Source organism: Burkholderia sp. BCC1972 (genome assembly GCF_905339605.1).
Taxonomy (GTDB): Bacteria; Pseudomonadota; Gammaproteobacteria; order Burkholderiales; family Burkholderiaceae; genus Burkholderia.
On record NZ_CAJPGH010000008.1, the window covers coordinates 1 to 20,128 of the forward strand.

General features: G+C 66.3%; 12 protein-coding genes. All 12 read right to left on the reverse strand.

Annotated elements, in window-relative coordinates:
- Nucleotides 1-52: 52 nt before the first annotated feature.
- The 12 genes from U5798_RS13830 to U5798_RS13885 all read right to left on the reverse strand — a co-directional run bounded on the left by U5798_RS13830 (nucleotide 53) and on the right by U5798_RS13885 (nucleotide 20,114).
- Nucleotides 53-4,642: an RHS repeat-associated core domain-containing protein gene (locus U5798_RS13830; RefSeq protein WP_322082369.1), complete on the reverse strand. Its 4,590-nt coding sequence runs from the start codon at nucleotides 4,640-4,642 to the stop codon at nucleotides 53-55.
- Nucleotides 4,643-4,654: 12 nt separating this feature from the next.
- On the reverse strand, nucleotides 4,655-5,920 hold the full coding sequence (locus U5798_RS13835) for a hypothetical protein (protein ID WP_322082370.1): 1,266 nt from the start codon (nucleotides 5,918-5,920) through the stop codon (nucleotides 4,655-4,657).
- 14 nt (nucleotides 5,921-5,934) lie between these two features.
- A complete protein-coding gene (tssI, locus tag U5798_RS13840) occupies nucleotides 5,935-8,139 on the reverse strand; it encodes a type VI secretion system tip protein VgrG (protein ID WP_322082371.1) in 2,205 nt (734 codons plus the stop codon).
- Nucleotides 8,136-10,793 (reverse strand): type VI secretion system ATPase TssH, encoded by a 2,658-nt coding sequence (tssH, locus tag U5798_RS13845; protein WP_322082372.1) that lies wholly within the window; start codon nucleotides 10,791-10,793, stop codon nucleotides 8,136-8,138. The genes tssI and tssH overlap by 4 nt, the downstream gene beginning before the upstream one ends.
- A 12-nt stretch (nucleotides 10,794-10,805) precedes the next feature.
- The gene (gene tssG, locus U5798_RS13850) at nucleotides 10,806-11,897 is read right to left on the reverse strand and encodes a type VI secretion system baseplate subunit TssG (protein WP_322082373.1); all 1,092 of its coding nucleotides are present in this window, start codon (nucleotides 11,895-11,897) and stop codon (nucleotides 10,806-10,808) included.
- Nucleotides 11,894-13,765 carry a type VI secretion system baseplate subunit TssF gene (gene tssF / locus U5798_RS13855; RefSeq protein WP_322082482.1) on the reverse strand — a complete coding sequence of 624 codons (1,872 nt, stop codon included), beginning with the start codon at nucleotides 13,763-13,765 and terminating at the stop codon, nucleotides 11,894-11,896. Before tssF ends, tssG begins: the two co-directional genes overlap by 4 nt.
- 4 nt (nucleotides 13,766-13,769) lie before the next feature.
- Entirely contained in the window at nucleotides 13,770-14,318 is a 549-nt protein-coding gene (tssE, locus tag U5798_RS13860) for a type VI secretion system baseplate subunit TssE (RefSeq protein ID WP_322082374.1), read from the reverse strand.
- A 16-nt stretch (nucleotides 14,319-14,334) separates the two neighbouring features.
- Complete coding sequence (locus U5798_RS13865) at nucleotides 14,335-14,826, reverse strand: Hcp family type VI secretion system effector (RefSeq protein ID WP_027791618.1); 492 nt, start codon at nucleotides 14,824-14,826, stop codon at nucleotides 14,335-14,337.
- A 71-nt stretch (nucleotides 14,827-14,897) separates the two neighbouring features.
- Entirely contained in the window at nucleotides 14,898-16,406 is a 1,509-nt protein-coding gene (tssC, locus tag U5798_RS13870) for a type VI secretion system contractile sheath large subunit (protein WP_322082375.1), read from the reverse strand.
- Nucleotides 16,399-16,944, reverse strand: a complete 546-nt coding sequence (gene tssB / locus U5798_RS13875; protein ID WP_322082376.1) for a type VI secretion system contractile sheath small subunit — start codon at nucleotides 16,942-16,944, stop codon at nucleotides 16,399-16,401. Before tssB ends, tssC begins: the two co-directional genes overlap by 8 nt.
- Before the next feature lie 70 nt (nucleotides 16,945-17,014).
- Nucleotides 17,015-18,127, reverse strand: a complete 1,113-nt coding sequence (tssA, locus tag U5798_RS13880) for a type VI secretion system protein TssA (RefSeq protein ID WP_322082377.1) — start codon at nucleotides 18,125-18,127, stop codon at nucleotides 17,015-17,017.
- Entirely contained in the window at nucleotides 18,114-20,114 is a 2,001-nt protein-coding gene (locus U5798_RS13885; protein WP_322082378.1) for a protein kinase domain-containing protein, read from the reverse strand. Before U5798_RS13885 ends, tssA begins: the two co-directional genes overlap by 14 nt.
- Nucleotides 20,115-20,128 lie beyond the last annotated feature (14 nt).

The following is a 20,128-nucleotide window of genomic DNA, read 5'->3' on the forward strand; positions in this document are numbered from 1 at the left end:
CACGTTATGTAAAATAACGAGGGCCCAACTTTCACGCATCGGCCGATGCCGATCACGGTTGTGACCAGCCGGTGCTTTTCGGCGCGTTGGCGACCGTGCCCGCCGGCAAGTATCCGTATTCCTCCCATTCTTCAGCCGTTCTCGTATGTACTGGGACGCCGCCGATTTCGACGACACCATTGCGAGTGACGATGACTCCGTGCCTTTCACCAAACCAATTGTCCATTTGATTTTCCCAGGCGTCCTGCAAACCGAGGAGTTCCGGTTCGCCTGAATGTTTGCTCGTGACGTGTCCGGCTTCGATGGTCGGCCCATTCGCCCAGTCGATGAGATCTTCGTGCTTGCGCGAAGGCGGACGCGTGAATGCCTTGATCCTGTTGCCGGTGGCGTCTTGTCCGAGCAGAAACCGCAACGGATGATCGGCTTTGGCCCAGATTTTTTCCAGCGCCCATTTTCTGAATTCGCTCTTGCAATCAGTCCCGTGCGGATCGATCCACGAATACGGATTGGGGGCGAACATGTAAGGATTGCGCCCGCCTTCGAGGCCGATCGGATCCGGGCTGATGAAACTCCCGGTTGCGGGATCAAAGTAACGGTGCCGGTTGTAATGCAGACCTGACTCCTTGTCGAAGTATTGCCCTTGCAATCTAAGCGGCTGGCCAGCAGCCGCTATCGTGGCGAGTTCCGTCGCGGCTCCCGTCGGGCTGTAAGATGCCTCCCAGGCAACCTTGCCGTGGAGGTCATGCATTCGCACTGGCGCGCCGTTTGGATCGTTCTGAAAAAAATACGTTACGCCGGGTTGTGGTAACGAGCCCGTGGTCGATGCCGCCTCCTTTCCTGCAATCAAGTCGGTATGTACCGTTGCAAGCGTTCGGAATGTTCCCGGGTAATGCACCCATTCACGTGCGTAACCCGGCGCGGGTGCCGATCCTGGTGTTGGCTCCGTTTGATGGCCGCTCGCGCGCTCTACGGTCGTATATTCGCCCACGAGCGTATTACAGTCCCAGAAGAAACGACTGATGTGTGATGGAGATATCGATTTTTCGCCGCCTGGCGATTCCACATTCGTTATTTTGCGCACGCGCCTCTGAAATGGATCGTATTCGTAATGTGCACGGATGCGAGCCGGCAGTCCTTGTGCGTCTGGAACATCGAGTCGTACCGCGACCAACTCCTCCAGTTGCCCCGCTGCATCCCAATGCAGCGTCATCTCCTGACTGCGGTTGTGTCGCCGTATCAAGTTTCCCGCTCGGTCGTATTCGTGGTGCTGTCCGTCGTATTCGCCTTCACGGACCCAGATCCCGCCTAATCCTGGATTCGTGGCACCTGCCGTGAGGCGTTCGCGGACTCGCGTTTTCAGCAGATCGCCGGCAGGATCGCGCAACAAGCGATTGAGACGTCCGAAGGGATCAAGATGCTCGGTCAGACGGCCCAGAGGATCATATTGAAAGTATTCAGTATTGCCGCGAGCATCGCGTTTTTCGACCAACTCGCCATTCGCATCGTACAAGTACTCGCTTGTGAGCAGCGTGATGGCCCCGGCTGAGGTCAACAGAATCTGGGACGCAAGCCGGCCGTTGGATTCATATGAGAGTTCGCGCTGCAAGCCGGCACTCAAGTGCTCGGTTCGAGCCTGTCCGAGCGGATCCCGGTCGATGACAACCGGCGCGGCGCCGTCGATCTGGATAGAAGCCACTGCATTTGACGCATCGTACGTATAACGTACGACATGCTCGATGATGTCGCTGCCGGCAACAAGTCGAGTCGCGCGTTCGATTCGGTTGCCCGATGCGTCGTATACGCTGGCGATCGTAAAGGCACTGCCCTGCTCTACGTCATACTGACATTCTTCCGTCACCCTACCGTCTTCGTCATGGCGGATTTCGACACGACTGAACAGGTTCTGCGCGAGCACCAGATCTCCGTTCGAATCGTACGAAAAGCAATCGCTGGATACGCCGTCATCACGTGTCGGGTTTACTGCGCGCTTCTGGACGAGACGGCCGGATCGGTCGTAAGCGTATTCGATCGTTTGCCCGAGCGGGTCGATGCTGTGAAGCAGTTCGCCGGCCGTGCCGTAACGATAGCGACGCGTTTGTCCCCAATAGTCGGTCTCTTCGACGATACGTCCCAGTGCATCGCGCACGAGTTGATACAGTTCCCCGCGCTCATTGACGACACCGATCAACTGTTGCTCGGTGTCGTACCGATACTCCACCACGCTCCCATCTGGTGCCAGCCGTTTGCGCATCTGACCCAGTGCCGCATATTCCATTTGCGTAACCTGGCCGTTGGGGTCACGATAACGCGTCAGGTTGCCATCGGCGTCATACTCAAGAAGTATCTCCCTGGCGCCAGGCTCGATTGCTCGAGTCAGATTACCGTTGCGGTCGAATTCGTAGCAGCTGACCTGATTTATCGCGTTGATTTTTCGGGTGACGTTGGCCCGTGCGTCGTGGGCATAAGTCGTATGGTGGCCGAGCGCATCGATGACTTCGATCAGATTGCCATCGTTGTCGTAGGAAAAATGCATCGTTGCGCCGCGGGGTTCCGTATGCGATATCAACTGCCCGTGCGCATCGTAGGCATACCGTGAACTTGCACCTGCAGGCGAAATCTGTCTGAACAGCCTGCAGCACTCGTCCCATTCGTACCGCCATTGCCGCCCACCCGGAGCCGTGATGGATACCACGCGCTGATCCGCGTCGTACGATGCGCGCACGACACTCCCGTCCGGTCGCGTTCTCGCAAGCAAATTGCCATACAGGTCGTACTCCCACGAGGTGGTGCGTGCAGTTGGATCGACGCTTTTGCTAGTGCGCCATTGCGTATCGTACAGGTAGCTCGTGACACCGCCGAGAGGATCGATTCGGTACACCGGCAAGCCGCGCTCGTTCACCTGCAGGATTGTCAGGTTTCCTCTGGAGTCGGTGATCCTGGTTTCGTGACGATCGATATCGTAGTCGAAGCGATAGTCGAAAATCCCGTTATCGCCCCATGCATGATCGACACGCCATACTTCGTCATCGTGAAGTCTATGAGTGTAGTAAAACGAAATGCCAGCGGGGGTCGAGTGGCACGACAGTCGATGACCTTCAATGTACGCGAATTGATACGGCTGTCCCATTGCATCGATCACGGAAACGAGATTGTCGTTCCGATCGTGCTCGTAACCGACCAGTGGATGAGCGCGACCGTTGGCGTCGATCAATATCAGCGCGTTGAGCAAATGTGCCTGCATCCTGGTCGGGCCTGTTGTGTCCGATTCGCACCAGATCGCTCGTCCACTTGCCCCGTTACGCATCCACTCGAGCAGGCGGGTCAGCGTGCCGTCCGGCCTTCGCTCGAACACCCAGGCGTTACCGTTGAGGTCTGCGATTTTTGCGACGGGTAGCGTCAACGCAGCATTTTCCCCAGACATCGTCTTCACCTGCTGCCGGTGGATGGGCAAGACGAATTCGTATTCGATTCCGGCGCGCGTTCTCATGACGAGCCGCTCGTCGCGTCGATATAGTGCATATCCATACTGCCAGTCGTAGACGCGCGCAGGCCAACCGGCCGAGCCCGGCATCGTATCGAATGCCGTCGCGTGTTCAGGGAGATATGCCGCAACGCCCGTTGCGTCGCCGGTGTGCCCAAGCAGTTCCAGTCGAATGTCGGCCGGTGTCTGCCAGCCGGCGCCGATCGCCCCTCGCCACGTATCGTGACTCGCGTAGCGCCGGCTCCAGACGAGCGGTAACCGTCCGGCTATCGTGAAGTCGTGTTGCTCGACGATCACCTCGCCGGTAATCGAATCGACGGGCTCCGCATCCAGTACCTTGCACCGCAGGAACCCCGGCTTCAGATGCAATTTATCCGCCAGCGTCTTCGCCCACTCCGACCCGCGAAACGCCTTGAACAGCCCCTTCGCCAGCGCTGCCATGTTGACGATCGGCGGCCCGCCCACCAGCACGGGGCGTCCGGTCGGAATCGGTAGCATGAACGACGTCGGCAACGACAGGTGCTCGCGCTTCGTATGCGCGCCGTTGTGCATCGGCGGCTCCAGCCCGACCGCCCAGCAGCTCATCGCCGGCAGTGCCAGGAATGCCAGCGGATCGTTGTTCGCGAGCACGGTTTTGCTGCCCATGTACGCTTCCGCGTCGTTCGACGGATCCGGGTCGGGCGGCGCGAACGATTCACCGAGCGGAAAATGCAGCGATGGTGCATGAAAGGCATGCGTGCCTGCTGTCGCCCGCAGCATCCCGTTCACGAAGATCGGCCGCCCGGCGACACTGCCCATTCCGACGCCTGCACCCATCGCGTTCGCGACGCCGGCAGCGATTGCCGCGCCCTTCAGTCCCTGTGCGACGGTCGGATCGCTTGCCAGCTTTTTTGCTTCGTTGGAGACCGAAGTGACCGCGTCGTCGAGTTTTTTGGCGTCTTCCGGATGGTGTTCGAGATAGTCGACCGCCTTTTCCTCGATGATCGTGAAGGCGATTGAGCCGATGACGCCCAGTGCGGCGTTCACGTACTCGCGCAGGTCCAGCATGTACCCGATATGGGGGTGCGGCAGGAACACGGGCGTCGGGCTCGGCGCGACAAGCACCGAATGCAGGTCAACGCCGACGACCGGATCGAGATGCTTGACCGCTGGCAATTCCATGGGCGTCCCCGTTCAGCGGCTGCCGCGCAACGCGGCGACTTTCTCGCCGAGTTCGGCCCTGCGCCGGTCGAACGCGCCGACCTGCGAAACCATCCATTCGACGACGAGCGGCAGATTGCTGTTGACGCGCATCGCATCGTCGAGCATCAATCCCGCGTCGAGCGCGTTGAAGCCGGCTTCCAGCGCATGCTCGTGCTCCCCTGCCCGCTCCCAGGACACGGCGCTCATGCGCCACGCTTCGACGGTCATCAGTGCATCGTGTGCGGCTGTCGTGGCAGCCGCTGCGCGCTCGTAGCAATAGGCGGCGCGCGCATGATCCTTGTGCGTCAGATGTACGCTCGCTTCGCCGAACAAGCCGTTCGCGACGAGCTTGTGTCCGACCGGATGACCTGCCTCGACCGCGCGCATGCCGCTGCCGGCCGCACGCTGATAGGCGTCGATCGCCTGTTCACGGTCGCGCCATTTCAGGTAGGCGGCGCCGGCGATGAGGTGCACGACGACGCATTGGTCGAACCACTCCTCGCGCTCGGCCACCTTCAGCGCCGCGGTGCGGAGTTCCTCGAGACGAGCGGGACTACCACCTTCGATCGTCTCGCTCATCGTAACGAACAACCGCCGGAATTCGCCGCTTGCGCCGCGTTCACCGGATTCGGCCAGCAGCTCGCGCGGCACGCTGGCCATCGAATATCGACCGTGCACAATCTTGACGAGCGTCGGATGATGCTGGACCGGCGGGGCGAACGGCTCGATGTTGGTCCGGAGCACGACAAAGCGCAGATGCTCGGCGAGCGGCGGCGATGCGGCGACGGTGGACAACAAGCGATCGATCCACCGTACCCAGGCGGCTTCGTCGTCCACGCGGGCCGGCGCAAGTACGAAAACCAGCGCGGGGAACACGTCCGGGTGATGTTCGATCAGGCTGTTGGCCACTGTCAGCAGATACCGCACCGGATCCGCGCCATCGAAGAACGGAGGCTGCCAATCGGCGCGCATCCCCGGCGCACCGGACGCGTCGCGGCAGCTGTCGTAGAAGGCAATCAGTTCGTCGGTTAGCACCTGTGCGTAGCCAGCCTCGTTCGTGAACGCCGCATGCATCGTTCGCACCGCGCACGACGTGTCTTCCTGCGCCTGAAAATACAGCCGTACCAGCGGCGTATCCGCTTTCTCCGTATGCCAGACCATCAACCTCGCGGTCTTGTCCTTCGCGAAACTCATCCAGTCCGTATGCGCATCCATGAACCTGCGTTCCACCGGATTGGTCGGCTGCCAATTCTGCATTCGTGCGGCCTCCGTCAAGGATTCAGCTTCAGGACCGTGCCTTCGACCGTGTGCTCGCCCGTAGCCGACGACGTCACCTTCGTCCCGCGCACGCTGTGGCTCTCGGAGCCAGTCGACGCGACATTGACGCCCTGGATCGTGATCGTGCCGTCGCTCTTCATCACGATGCTCGACATCCCGCAGACGAGCGAAAGCTGGTCGCCGGCGTTGACGAGCACCTGATGCTGTACGTTCGTCGTGTGGTTCGCGCCGACGTTGACGGTGTGTTCGCCGCCGACCGTGTGCGTATGCGCGTTCGCGATCGTCGAGGTGCGCGCACCGATCTCTTCGGTATGCGTGGATGCGACCTGCGTCTTCATGTCCTGTGATGTCGTGTGATAAAGCTGCCCGACGTTCAGCGTCTTGGCCTCGCCGATCGTCTCGGTCTTGCCTTTCGCGACCGTCTCGTTGTGCACGCCACCGATGGTCGCATCTCGATTGGCGGCGATCGCCACGGATTCGTTCTGTCCAACAGTCCGCGTGCGATTCCCCGTCACCCCATGCGTCTCGTTCGCGCCGATCTGCGCGACCCGGTTCTGCCCGATATTGACCGTCTCGTTCTGCCCCACACTGCGTTGCCGGTTGTTCTTCACGTGCATCGTTTCATCGTTCCCGACCGTATGCGTATGGTTGTTCCCCACCGACAGCGTGTGATCGGCCTCCGTCTCCGCATCGAAATTCCGTTCCGCATGCATCCACAGCTGCTCGGCGCCCTTCTTGTCCTCGAACCGGAACGCATTCGCATGGTCGGTCGTCCCGCCTGGTGACGATCGCGACAGCAGCCCGCTCTGCGTCGCACTCCCCGGCAGTCCCCACGGCGGCATCTTCTCGCCGTTGAAAACCCGCCCGGTGACGATCGGCTCATCCGGATCGCCATTGAGAAAATCGACCACCACCTCATCGCCCACTCGCGGAATCTGCACACCGCCGAATCCACCACCGGCCCAGGGACTCGACACCCGCACCCAGCACGACGAATCCTGATTGCTCTGCCCGTACCGGTCCCAGCGAAACTGCAGCTTCACGCGCCCGTACTGATCCGTCCAGATTTCCTCGCCCGGCGGCCCGACGACGGTCGCCGTTTGCGGGCCGTTGGTGCGAGGTCGCGGCGTATCGCGCGGCGACCGGTAAGGCAAGCTCGACGGCTGCACGAGCATCATCGTCTGATGCACGACGGCCGCCGCACCTTGGTCGCTCGCATACGCGTTCTCCTGAAACCGGTACTGGCATCGCACGATCAGGTACTCGCGGTTCTGGTCCGCTCGCGGGCAATGCGCGAGCGTGAACAGGTAACCCGGCGCGGCACCGAGCACGTCGGTATCCGCACTCGCCCGCTCGTGTTCGGCCTGCTGTTCCTCGAGCCTCACGCGGCTGTAATGGGCACCGGGCGCGTCATCGCGATAGCCGCCCGGCCATTCGAACGACGCGAAGCTGTCGTGATCGTGACCACGCGGATTGACCTTCTGCGCCGAAAGATCGGCGCGCGGCTTCGTATAGTCGTAGTCGGTGGTCTGGTGCTTGCCGACACTGACCTCCTGCGCGGGCAGCCAGCCGTTGATATGCTCCTCGTCCGCGATCGCGGTGCGGTCGCGCGCGATGTACGGAATCGTCTCGTAGCCTGGCAGCGCGGTATGCGACGACATCGCGTCGCCGAGCATCAGCGTATGCGTGTCCTCCGCATGCCGGAACCAATAATAGATGCCCTCGAACTCCATCAGCCGCGACACGAACGCGGCATCGGTCTCGTTGTACTGCACGCAATACTCGCGCGGCGCGTACGTTTCCGCGAGATGGTTCTCGATCGGAAAGCCGTACGTCGACAGCACTTCCTGCACGATCTCGGGCACGGTCTTGTGCTGGAAGATCCGGCAATCGGAGCGTCGCGTCGCGAGCCACAGCCATGGGCGCACGATCAACTCGTAGCCGTAATGCCGCTCCGCGCGGCGGCCGGCGAGCGATGCGCGGGCAACGATGCCGCTCAGGTAGCGTGTCGACTGGTCCTGCTGCTCGATGCGCACCGTCACGGGCTTGCCGAGCATGTCCTTCAGCGACAGGCTATGGCTGTCGGCCAGCGCCTCGATCCGGAATTCGAACAGCCGGCCGAGTTCGTCGCTGCCGTCGAGCGTGTGGAATTTCAGGTCGTCGCCGTGCGGGCTGTCGAGGGTGAATACGCGATTCACGTCGTGACCTCCTCGTCGAACCGGTAGGCAAATTCGCCGTCGGCCGCGCTCACCTCGATCGAGGCCAGCACACGCCCTTCGAGCATGGCCTGCAGGATCGCGCGGCTGATGCGCGGCATCACGGTATGCGTGAGGATCGCGTCGACCAGGCGGCCGCCGGATTCGATGGTCCGGCAGCGTTCGACGATCAGCGCGGTCGCCGCGTCGGTACAGTGGAGCCGGATGCCGTGATGCGTGTCGATCCGCTTCTCGATGCGCCGCAACTGCAGTGCGACGATCCGTGCGAGCGTCGCGTCGGTGAGCGGGTAATACGGCACGACGGTGAGCCGCCCGAGCAGCGCGGCCGGAAACACGTCGAGCAGCGGCGCGCGCAGCGCATCGGCGAGCGTTTGCGCGTCGGGCAGGCGCTCGGCGTCGCGGCATAGCGCCATCACGCGATCGGCGCCGACGTTCGACGTCAGCAGGATCACGGTGTGCCGGAAATCGATGTCGCGCCCCTCGCCGTCCTCCATCCCGCCCTTGTCGAACACCTGGAAGAAGATCTCGTGCACGTCGCGGTGGGCCTTCTCGATCTCGTCGAGCAGCACGACGCTGTACGGCCGCCGGCGCACGGCCTCGGTCAGCACCCCGCCCTGCCCGTAGCCGACATAGCCGGGCGGCGCGCCCTTCAGCGTCGACACTGTATGCGCCTCCTGGAACTCGCTCATGTTGATCGTGATCGCGTTGTGTTCGCCGCCGTACAGCGTGTCGGCGAGCGCAAGCGCGGTCTCGGTCTTGCCGACGCCGGACGGGCCGCACAGCAGGAACACGCCATGCGGCTTGGTCGGATCGTCGAGCTTCGCGCGTGCGGTCTGGATGCGTTCGGCGATCAGTTCGACCGCATGCCGCTGACCGACGACGCGTTCGCCGAGCGTATCGGCAAGCTTCAGCACGGCCTGCGTCTCGTCGCGCACCATCCGGCCGAGCGGAATGCCGGTCCAGTCGGCGACAACGGCCGCCACGGCGTGCATGTCGACGGCGGGCAGCACGAGCGGCGTATCGCCCTGCAGGTTGGCCAGCGCCTGCTGGGCGGCGGCGAGGCGCGCCTGCGCGGCGGTACGGGCGTCTGCATCGAGCGCGTGGGACGGATCGTCGTCGAGCAACACGGCACGCGATTCGACGACCGCCGCCAGCGCGGCTCGTTCGGTTTGCCAGCGTGTGTCGAGCCGGTCGAGTTCCGCCTGTGCAACTGAAATCTCGGTGTCGATCGCATCGCGCCGTGTGGCATCGCCGGTACCGAGCGCACACTCGCGCCCGATCCGTTCCTGCTCGACGCGCAGGCCGTCGATGCGGCGTCGTGCATCCTCGACCGGTGCCGGCACCGCATGCTGGCTGACGGCAACGCGCGCGCAGGCCGTATCGAGCAGGCTGATCGCCTTGTCCGGCAACTGGCGGGCGGGAATATACCGGTGCGACAGCGTCACGGCAGCCTGCAGTGCGTCGTCGAGCACGAGCACGCGGTGATGGGCCTCGAGTTTTGCAGCCAGGCCGCGCAGCATCGTCAGCGCGGCCGCTTCTTCGGGTTCGTGCACGTGGACGAGCTGGAACCGCCGCGTCAGCGCGGGATCCTTCTCGATGTACTGCTTGTACTCGGACCACGTGGTCGCGCCGATCGTGCGCAGCAGGCCGCGCGCAAGCGCCGGTTTCAGCAGGTTCGCGGCGTCGCCGGTGCCGGCTGCGCCGCCCGCGCCGACGAGCGTATGCACTTCGTCGATGAACAGGATCGCCGGCCGCTCGGACGACATCGCTTCGTCGATCACGCCGCGCAACCGGCTCTCGAACTCGCCCTTCACGCTCGCGCCGGCCTGCAGCAGCCCGATGTCGAGCAGGTACAGCGCGACGTCGCGCAGCGACGGCGGCACGTCGCCGGCGGCGATCCGCAGCGCGAAGCCTTCCGCGACGGCCGTCTTGCCGACGCCGGCCTCGCCGACCAGCAACGGGTTGTTCTGCCGGCGCCGCAGCAGGATGTCGACGATCTGGCGGATCTCCGCGTCGCGGCCGACGACGGGGTCGATCTCGCCGGCCCGTGCACGGGCGGTCAGGTCGACGGCGAAGCGTGCGAGTGCGGAGCCTTCGGCGGCGGTCGCGCCACGTGCAGCGGTGTCACCACGCCGAGCGGATTGAGACGCCGGCTGCGCCTCCGGCGACCCGTCGACGATCGATTCGAGCGCATCGGCGAGCACGTCGGGCACGATTCGCTCGAATTCGCGCGTGATCGCCACGAGCACGTTGCGCAACTGCGGCGTCTTCAGTATTGCGAGCAGCAGCACCGCGCCGCGAATCCGCGTCGCATCGTATTTCAGCGTCGCATAGACCCACGCGCGCTCGACCGCGTCGTCGATGTGCGCCGACAGGTCCGACACCGATCCCGCGCCGCGCGGCAGCTTGTCGAGCGCGGCGACGAGCCCGCGGTCGATCGCGGCTTCGTCGATCTCGAAGCGTCGCAGCACGCGCTGCAGGTCACCGTCGGGCCGCTGCAGCATCTGCTTGAACCAGTGCGCGAGTTCGACGTACGGATTGCCGCGCAGCCGGCAGAACCCGGTCGCCTGCTCGAGCGTCTCGTAGAGGAACGGATTCAGTTTTCCGAACAGGTTGACGCGGCCGATATCGGACATGACGGTTCCCGGTTAGGCGATTTCGCGACGAAGGGGCGTGCCGCCGCGCCGCACGTCGTAGCGGACGACGAGGTCGCGGGCCGGGCCCGGTTCGAGCCGCTGCCCGAGCCACGCGGTACGGCCGATGCCCTGCGGCTCGCCGAGGGCGAGCGCCGGCACCGCGTCGGCCGCCAGTTCGAGTTGCACGTCCCAGTCGAATTCGATGCCGACGTATTCGCGCACCCATTGCGCGAGCTGGCGTGCGTGCGGACCACCCGGCAGGAAGCGGCGGTATGCGTCGAGCGACAGCGGGCCGAGCACGATCCGGAACCGCGACTGCGCGTCGCGCACCGCGATGCCGAGCGCGACGGCACCGACGCGCAACGTCGGCCGTGTCGCGCGGATCGTGCAGCGCTGCGAGCGCTCGATCGCGACCCACTGCGGCACGTGCTCGACGATGCGCGCGTCGACGCCGAAGTGCCGGCGCAGGATCTGCACGAGGCCTTCCGGGTTGCGCGTGTGCCGCACGAGATGGCCCGCATGGAAATAGCGCGCATGCGGCGCGAGCGTGTCGGCGTCGGCCGGTGCGTTCGGCTGGTCGCCATGCGCGGCCCGCCCGATCAGGCTCGCGACATAGCCGTCGAATCGTGCGCGTCCGGGCCGATCGAGGCTCACCGTCGGCTGTGCGTCGGCCCATGCGCGGTAGAACAGCAGGATCAGCCGGTGATGAAACACGTCCGCGAATGCGGCAAATGTCGGGTCGTCGTGCTGCGCCGCGCGTTCGTATGCGTATTCGGTCAGGTGCGTCGGCAGCGGCCCGTTCGGGCCGAACAGCCCGAACCCGTGGATCGCGATGCGCGGCGGCATGGTGCCGCCTTCGTCGTGGACGCCGGCCAGCATCGACGCGGCGAACGCGAGCGACGGCTGCTGCCCGAGCCGCACCGGCTCGTCGCGCGGCCGGGTGGCGCGCCCGAGCGGCGGGCGTCCGGGCGACAGCGCGTCGAGCCAGCGCAGCGCCTGGAACAGGTCGTAGCCGTGCGGCGCCGCACGCAGCCGCGCCCACCACGCGTCGCGGCGCGCGGCTTCGGCGGCCGGCTGGATACCGGATGACGGTTCGCGCTTCATATGGCCGGCCGCCTGCCGATACGCGCCGGCCAGCGCGCGAGCGTGCCGCGCTGCGTGCTGGTCAGCACGCATTCGGCGAACGCGTTGATCGAGACATGCCGCGCGAAGAATTGTTCGAGCACCGCGCCGAGCAGGAACGGGCTGTCGCCGGAAAATGCATGGTCGTCGACGGTCACGTCGACCTGCACGCCGCGCCCGAACATCAACGGCCCGGATGCCGGCAACCGGCGGAACACCGGCGAGAACGCGACGCGCTGCACGCCGTCGATCTGCCGGCGCATCGCGGCGTCGGCGGGATCCGCATGCAGGCCGAGCAGTTCGCGCAGCGCATGCGCGCCCTCGTCGTCGTCGAGATCGGTCAGCGTGTGGCGCGCGAGCCCGAGATGGCGGATCAGGCGCCATGCGGTTTGCGCATCGGCGATCGGCGGGCGCGGCCGCGACGGGCCGCGGATCGCGACGACTCGCTCGACCGGCGCCGACACGCGCAGCGTAAACGTGTTCGCGTCGCCGGGCGGCTGCAGCAGCACGAGATCGCGGTTCGTGCACAGCGTGTCGGCGGACAGGTAGCGCATCGTCTCGTCGTACGGCGCGCACTGGCTGTCGACGAGCGACACGTAGGTTTCGCTGCCGACGTAGCCGGTACGCGTGCCGTTCGAGCGTGCCTGTGCGGACACCAGCCGCGGCTCGCGCCGCACGGTGTAATACGCGCCGTAATTGCCGTCGTCGCCGGAGAACGACGCGTGAAACGGCCGGAATTCGCGCGACTGGCCGTCGTCGCGCTGTTCGCTCGCGAGCCGTTGCACCGCATAGACCTCGTAGTCGAGCGGCCGGCTGCGGTCGACGACGACATGGTGTTCGCGTGCGCCCGGCTGCAGCGGAATGCGGTCGGCGCGGCGCGCGAACAGGTTCACGGCCGGCGTGCAGTTCAGCGCGAGATGGCGCGCATCGACGGCCGCTTCGAGCGCAGCGTCGTGCCGGTCGAACAGCACGGTCAGCTCGCACTCGTCGCCGGTCGCACGCGCGAGCGCGGCGAGCAGCCCGCCGATGCTGAAGAACAGGAAGCGCGCCGGAAACGCGAAATACTCGCGCAGCAGCCGGTAGCCGTGGAAGCTGCGGCCGTCGTCGGGCAGGATCGCCTGCGCCGGATCGAAACCTTCGTGGACGATCGCATCGGCGTCGAGCGTATGCAGCCAGCGCGGGGGCTGCCCCGGGTCGTGGCACACGACGCCGAGCGCATGCGCGGCGATCAGTTCGAGCAGATGCAGCGCATCGCGCTCGGGGCCCGCGAGATGGAACGTCAGCCGGTCGAGCGGCAGTTGCGACAGCTTCGCGCCACCGCGCGCCTTCAGCCGGATGCGCAGCGCGCCGCGCACGTCCTGGCGGGCGGCGACGGCGCCGCGCGGCAGCCACGACGGCGCACCTGTGACGGTCGCATCGGTCAGTTCGAGCGGCCACAGCGTCAGGTCGTGCGCGGTGCGGAATTCGCACGCGGTCTGCTCGGACGCAACCGGCCGTGCGCGCAGCGCGGTGCCGGCCGGCAGCCGCCAGCCCTGCGCGAGGCTGCCTTCGTTCAGCATCGGCGCGAAGCGCACGATTGCCATCGACGGCAACGGCGCGATATAGCCGGGATACACGGCATCGAGCAGCGCCTGCGTGAAGCGCGGGAATTCGGCGTCCATCTTCAGCTGCACGCGCGCGGTGAGGAAGCTGAAGCCTTCGAGCAGCCGCTCGACGTACGGGTCGGGCGGCCCCGATTCATTCAATCTCAGCCGTGCGGCGACCTTCGGGAACTGCTGCGCGAATTCGCCGCCGAGCTCGCGCAGGTAGGCGAGTTCACGGTTGTAGTAGTCGAGCAGGCGCGTATCCATCACGTCAGCCTCCCGCCGCCGATTTCAGCGACATCGCGCCCGTCTCGAGATCGAGGTCGGAGCGCAGCACGAATTCGAGCGGATGCGGAATCGACCACAGCGTGCCGCGGATCTCGAACAGCAGCACGTTGTGGCGCCGTTCGCCGGCGCGGCCGCCGGGCGCGTCGGTCACGCTGCGGACCTCGATGCTGTCGGGCGCGATGCGCGGCTCGAAGCGGACGATCGCATCGCGGATCGACGCCTCGACCGACATCCGCTCGACACCCGACATCGGCTTGCCGACGAGCGGCCGCATCCCGTAGTTGAGCACCGACGCCTGTGCGTGCGCGAACGCCGACCAGTCGACGAAGCCGTCCTCGCCATTGCGCGTGTTGAGCAGCCACGCGAGATCGCGCAGCACGGCCGCACGCAGGCGTTCGGTGCCGATCCATTGCGCGCCGGGTGCTTCGGCGGCGCGCTGCGGTGCGTCGTCGGTGAGCCGGTCGAGCAACGCCGGCTGCAGCCGGTCGCGCAGGTTGCCCTCCCGGCCGTCGTGGGTTCGCGGGTCGTCCATGGTCGTCTCCGCGCCGTTACATCTCGGTGTTTTCCTTGATGTTCCAGCCGACCGTCACCTCGGCGCCCTTGCCGCCGTTGTCGTTCTGCTGCCAGTACTGCTTCTTCACCTTCGCGGCCTGGAAGCCGTAATGCATCATCAGCCGGTCGGCGACGTCGCCCGGATCGATACCCGCGACCTGCGCGGACGTGACAAGCACCTCCTGCAGCGTCACGCGCATGAACTCGACCTGCGTGCCGCCGGTCTTGCACGCGGATATCTCGACCGACGACAGATGCTTGCCGTTCGCGCAGTTCTTGATGATCGCGGGCGCGCCCTTATCCATGTACGCGGCGACGACGAGATCGTTGAAGCTCGCCTTGCCCGCGTTGCCGCCGCTGCCGCTCGCCATCGCGCCCGGCTGGCTCGCGCCCCACGTGAACGACTGGATGTCGGTCCAGCCCTTGTGCTGCGCGTCCGCCGATTCGCCGGTCACGCCGTCCACTTTCATAAACATTGCCACGCCCATTGCCGTCTCCGTTTCAGTGCGATGTCAGGATGAATGCCGCGGTGGATACCGATCGTTGCCCGCTGCGCCGCTCACTCGTTCGCCGCCTTCGCGGTCGGCAGCCGTGAGATGAGCCGCAGCGACACGGTGAGCCCTTCGAGCTGGTAGTGCGGACGCAGGAAGAATTTCGACGTGTAGTAGCCGGGGTTGTCCTCGACCTCGTCAACCACCACCTGCGCGGCCGCGAGCGGCTTGCGCGCCTTGGTTTCCTGCGACGAGTTCACGGGGTCGCCGTCGACGTAGTTCATGATCCAGTCGTTCAGCCAGCGTTCCATGTCGTCGCGTTCGCGGAACGAGCCGATCTTGTCGCGCACGATGCACTTCAGGTAATGCGCGAAGCGGCAGCACGCGAACAGGTAAGGCAGGCGGCCGGACAGCCGCGCGTTCGCGGTCGCGTCGGGGTCGTGGTACTCGGCCGGCTGGTACAGCGACTGCGCGCCGATGAACGCCGCGAAATCGGAATTCTTCCGGTGGACGAACGGCATGAAGCCGTTCTTCGCGAGCTCGGCCTCGCGGCGGTCGCTGATCGCGATCTCGGTCGGGCATTTCTGGTCGACGCCGCCATCGTCGGTCGGGAACGTGTGGCTCGGCAGCCCTTCGACGGCCCCGCCCGATTCGACGCCGCGGATCGACGAGCACCAGCCGTACTGCTTGAACGAGCGGTTGATGTTCGCGGCCATCGCGTACGCCGAATTCGCCCACGTGTAGCGGTCGTGGTTCGCGGCGTCGGTGTCTTCCTCGAAGTCGAATTCGTCGACCGGATTGGTACGCGCGCCGTACGGCAACCGTGCGAGAAAGCGCGGCATCGCGAGGCCGACGTAGCGCGAATCCTCCGATTGCCGCAAGCTGCGCCACGCCGCGTATTCGGTGTTCTGGAAGATCTTCGTCAGGTCGCGCGGGTTCGACAGCTCCTGCCACGAATCCATCTGCATCAACTCGGGCGACGCGCCGGCGATGAATGGCGCATGGGCCGCCGCCGCGATCTTCGACAGCTCGCCGAGCATCTCGACGTCCGGCGGGCTGTGGTTGAAATGGAAGTCGCCGACCAGGCAGCCGAACGGCTCGCCGCCGAACTGCCCGTATTCCTCCTCGTAGATCTTGCGGAACAGCGGGCTCTGGTCCCACGCGACGCCCTTGTAGCGTTTCAGCATCCGTGCGACCTCGTTGCGTGATGCCGGCAGCGCCTTGATCTTCAGCAGTTCGTCGGACTCCGTGTGCGTGACGAGGTAATGCAGCCCGCGCCACGCGCCTTCGAGCGTCTGGAATTCGTTGTGGTGAAGGATCTGGTTGATCTGTTCGGACAGCTTGCGGTCGATCTCGGCGATGATCTGCTTCACGCTGCCGTACGCGTCGTTCGTCATGCCGACCGTATGTTCGAGCGCCTGCTGCGCGAGCGTGCGCACGGCGCGCTCGACCGACTCGCGCGCCTCGGCCGTCTTCGGCTTGAATTCCTTCTGCAGCAGCGCCGCGAATTCACCGTGCGCGACGGCCGGCTGCGCGGGCGGGCGCGCGTCGGCGCGGGACTGGACGGGATCATTCATCGCGGGCCTCCGGTTGGGGCGCGTCACCGCCCTGCGCGGGTTCGCGCACGAGCGTCTTCAGCAGGTCGGGATCGTTGATCGCGCGCTCGATCAGCTGTTCGGCGCCGTGCTTGCCGTCCATGTACGACAGCAGGTTCGACAGCTCGGTGCGCGCCTCCAGCAGCCGGCGCAGTGCGTCGACGTTGCGCGCGATCGCGGCCGGCGAGAAATCGTCGATCTGCTCGAACGTCATGTCGACGTTGAGCATCCCTTCACCGGTCAGCGTGTTCGGCACCTGGAACGCGACGCGCGGCGCGACCGACTTCATCCGCTCGTCGAAGTTGTCGACGTCGATCTCGAGGAACTTGCGCTCCGGCAAATCCGGCAGCGGCTCGGCGCGCTTGCCGGCCAGGTCCGAAATCACGCCCATCACGAACGGCAGCTGCACCTTGCGTTCGGCGCCGTAGGTCTCGACGTCGTACTCGATCTGCACGCGCGGCGCCCGATTGCGCGCGATGAACTTCTGTCCGCTGCCCGCTGCCTTGGTTCTGTCCGTCATCGTCCACTCCTTCACTTCGATCAGGTTGCGCAGGTCGTTGCCGCCCGCGTGGCGGCTTCCCTCGTACGGTTCATTCGCTCCGCTCGCCGCTCAGCAGGTCCAGCTTCGGCAGGCTCTCCGGCGCGAGATCGCGGATGATTGCGTAGAAGTCGAGCGCGAGCAGCCGCTGGGCGCGCCGCAGCAGCAGCGGCGCAGGATGACTCGGCTCGTGCAGCTCGAAATAGCGGCACATCTTGTCGAGGCCGATGCGGACGTCGTCGCGGCTCGTGACTTCGGCGTCGCGCCACGCGTGAGCGTTCGGCGGAGCCGCCGGTGCGGCGGTTGCCGCGCTGCCGGGCGTGGCCTGCCGCGCGGGCGTCGCGCCGGCCGGTACGTGCTGCGACGCCTCGGGCAGCGGGACTTCCTGCACGATCCGCCGCAACGCTTTTTCCGCATCGCCTTCGTCGGGCGCCCATTCGGGGCCGAGCTTGCCCGCCACGCACGCGCGGATCGCATCGAGCGATTGCAACGCGGTGCGTGTAGCGTCGAGCGGCATCGTGCCGTCGTCGCGTGCGGCCGACAGCGCGGCGATCAGGCTTTCGCGGCTGCCGGTCGCGGCGGCGCCCGTTTCGTCGCGGCCGTCGAGCAGCCGTTCGGCGTCGCGCACGCTCGGGCCCCCGTCGAACAGCGGCTGGCGGCGCGCCGCGCGTGCGCAGTCGTGCGCGCCGGCCACGTCGGCGAGCGCATTCATGCGCGGCGTCGGGTCCGGCTCGCCGTCCGCATCGAGCCGCGGATGCAGGTCGTCCCAGCGGTGTTCGAGCAGCATCGCGACGACCGCGAGCGCGTCCGCATAGCCGGGAATGCCGTGCTGCTCGGTCCAGCTGCGCGCGAGATACGCGACGACGCGCAAGTCCCTCGTGCGGGCGGACAGTGCGAGCGCAAGCCGCTCGACCGTCCGCCAGTCGGGCGCCTCGGCCGGGATCACGGTGTCGCCGTACTGCTGCTCGGCGCGCGGCGTCGCGCGCTCCTGCAGGCGCAGGAACTCGGCGTCGTATTCGAGGTTCGCGCCGCACGGTCCATCGGGCGCGACGTCCGCGAGCAGCCGGCCGATCAGGTCGGCGCGCGGCGACGCCGGCACGCCGGGCGATGCCGCGGAAGATTCGGCGGCGGCCAGCGCCGCCTGGCTGACGTCATTCGAATGCATAGTCGATGTTGACCGGTTTGCTGCCGAAATCGATCGCGACGGTACGATGCAACGGCGGCAGCGCGCCGTTGCGGATCTCGATCACGTAGACGCCCGGCGTCAGCGACACCGAACGCAGCGGCGGGCTCGCGCCGCGCCTTGCGCCGTTCACGTAGATGTCGCCCCACGGCCGCACACTGAAACGGACCTGGACGGTTTCCTGCGTCTTCGGAGGACGCGGTTGCGATTCGGCCGTCGGCGCGTTGACGGCGGCGACGGCCGTCTCAGCTTCCGACGGCGCCTTCGGCGCTTGAGTCGGTGCTGTTGCGGGTGTCGCGGCCGCTTCCGACGGCGGTACGTTGACGACGCGTTCCGACGCGTCGAGGCTGCCGGCCGGTGCGATGGTCGAACTGGCGCCGACGCGCGCCGGGGGCGGGTTCGTGACGGTCGTCGCGACCTGCGGCGCCGGCACGGCGGCTTCGACGGCAGGCGCGCTGGCCGGTGCGGCGGCGACGGGCGGCGGCGGAACATCCGCGGACGATCCGGCCGGCAGGCTCGACGGCGGCACGACGGTCGGTGTCGGCCCCTGCTGGGCCAGCGTAGGCTCCGCGGTACTTGCGGGCGGTGACGTGCCGGCGAGTGGCTGGCTCGCGGCGGGCACGGTGTCGTCAGCGACGCGGGACGGACGCGACAGATAGGTCGCGGCGAGGCTGACGGCGATCAGCGCAACGACTGCGGCGCCGACATAGGCCGGCATGCGGCGGTTGCGCGATCCGGCGGGTGCCGCCGCACGCGGGGTGCCGGTCGGCGGAGCAGCGCCGCCGGACGACGCGGCGGGCGAAGCGGAGGCGGTTTCCTCCGTTGTCGACACGTTGTTCGAGCGCACGGGTTGCGAAGCCTGCGTATCCGACCCGGCCCCGCCCGAAGCGGTCCCGCCGTCACCGATCGTCGACGCCGCCGACGACGCGGTACCGGGAGCCGCGGTAGCCTGCCCTTCCCCGCCCTTGCCGGCATCGCCCGCCGGCGGCACGACTGCCGCGCCATACGCGCTGCCCGTCCGGTCGAAGTCGCGCAACCCGAGTTCCGCCGCGAACGCCGCGACCGATTCCGGCCGCTCCGGTATCCGCAACTGCAGCGCATGATCGACCGCCGCGAGAAATGCCGGGCTGTACACCTCGCCGGCCGGCAGTTCGCGCGACGCGAGCGGCCGGTAGGTGTCCTTGATGCTGCGCACGACGGCCGCGGGCGGCAATTCGCCGGTGATCATCGCGTGCATCACCGCGCCGAGCGCATAGAGGTCGGTCCACGGCCCCTGGCTGAACGCGGGATCGTCGGTGTACTGCTCGATCGGCGCGTAGCCCGGCTTGATCATCATCGCGCCGTCGTCGACCATATCGCCGATCCGTTTGCGCGCCGCGCCGAAGTCGAGCAGGATCGCGCTGCCGTTCGGGCGGATCAGCACGTTGTCGAGCGCGACGTCGCGATGGAAGCACTGCGCGCGATGCAGCGTGTCGAGCGCGCCGAGCAGCGCGCCGACGATGTTGCGCAACTGCGTCTCGCTGATCCGCATCCCGCTGTCGAGCAGCTGCTTGAGCGTGCGGCCTTCGTAGAACGGCATCACCATGTACGCGGTGCCGTGGCTTTCCCAGAAGTGCAGGACCTTGACGAGCCCCGGATGATCGAACTGCGCGAGCAGGCGTGCCTCGTTGAGGAACGCGCCGCGCCCCGCGTCGAACGCCTGCGCGAACCGTTCCGAACGCAGCGACACCGTATAGTCGCCGCCGCGCGTCGCGAGCATCGACGGCATGTACTCCTTGATCGCGACCGCGCGCCGCAACGTGCGGTCGAACGCGCGATAGACGATGCCGAAACCGCCAATGCCCAGCACCTCGTCGAGCTGCAGTTCACCGAGGCGATGGCCGAGCGGCAGCGGCCGCACCGTGAATTCGGATGCGTCGCCGCGTGTCGCCGTGTCGTGCTCGTTGTCTCTCGATCCAGCGTCCTTCATGTCCACCACCTCTC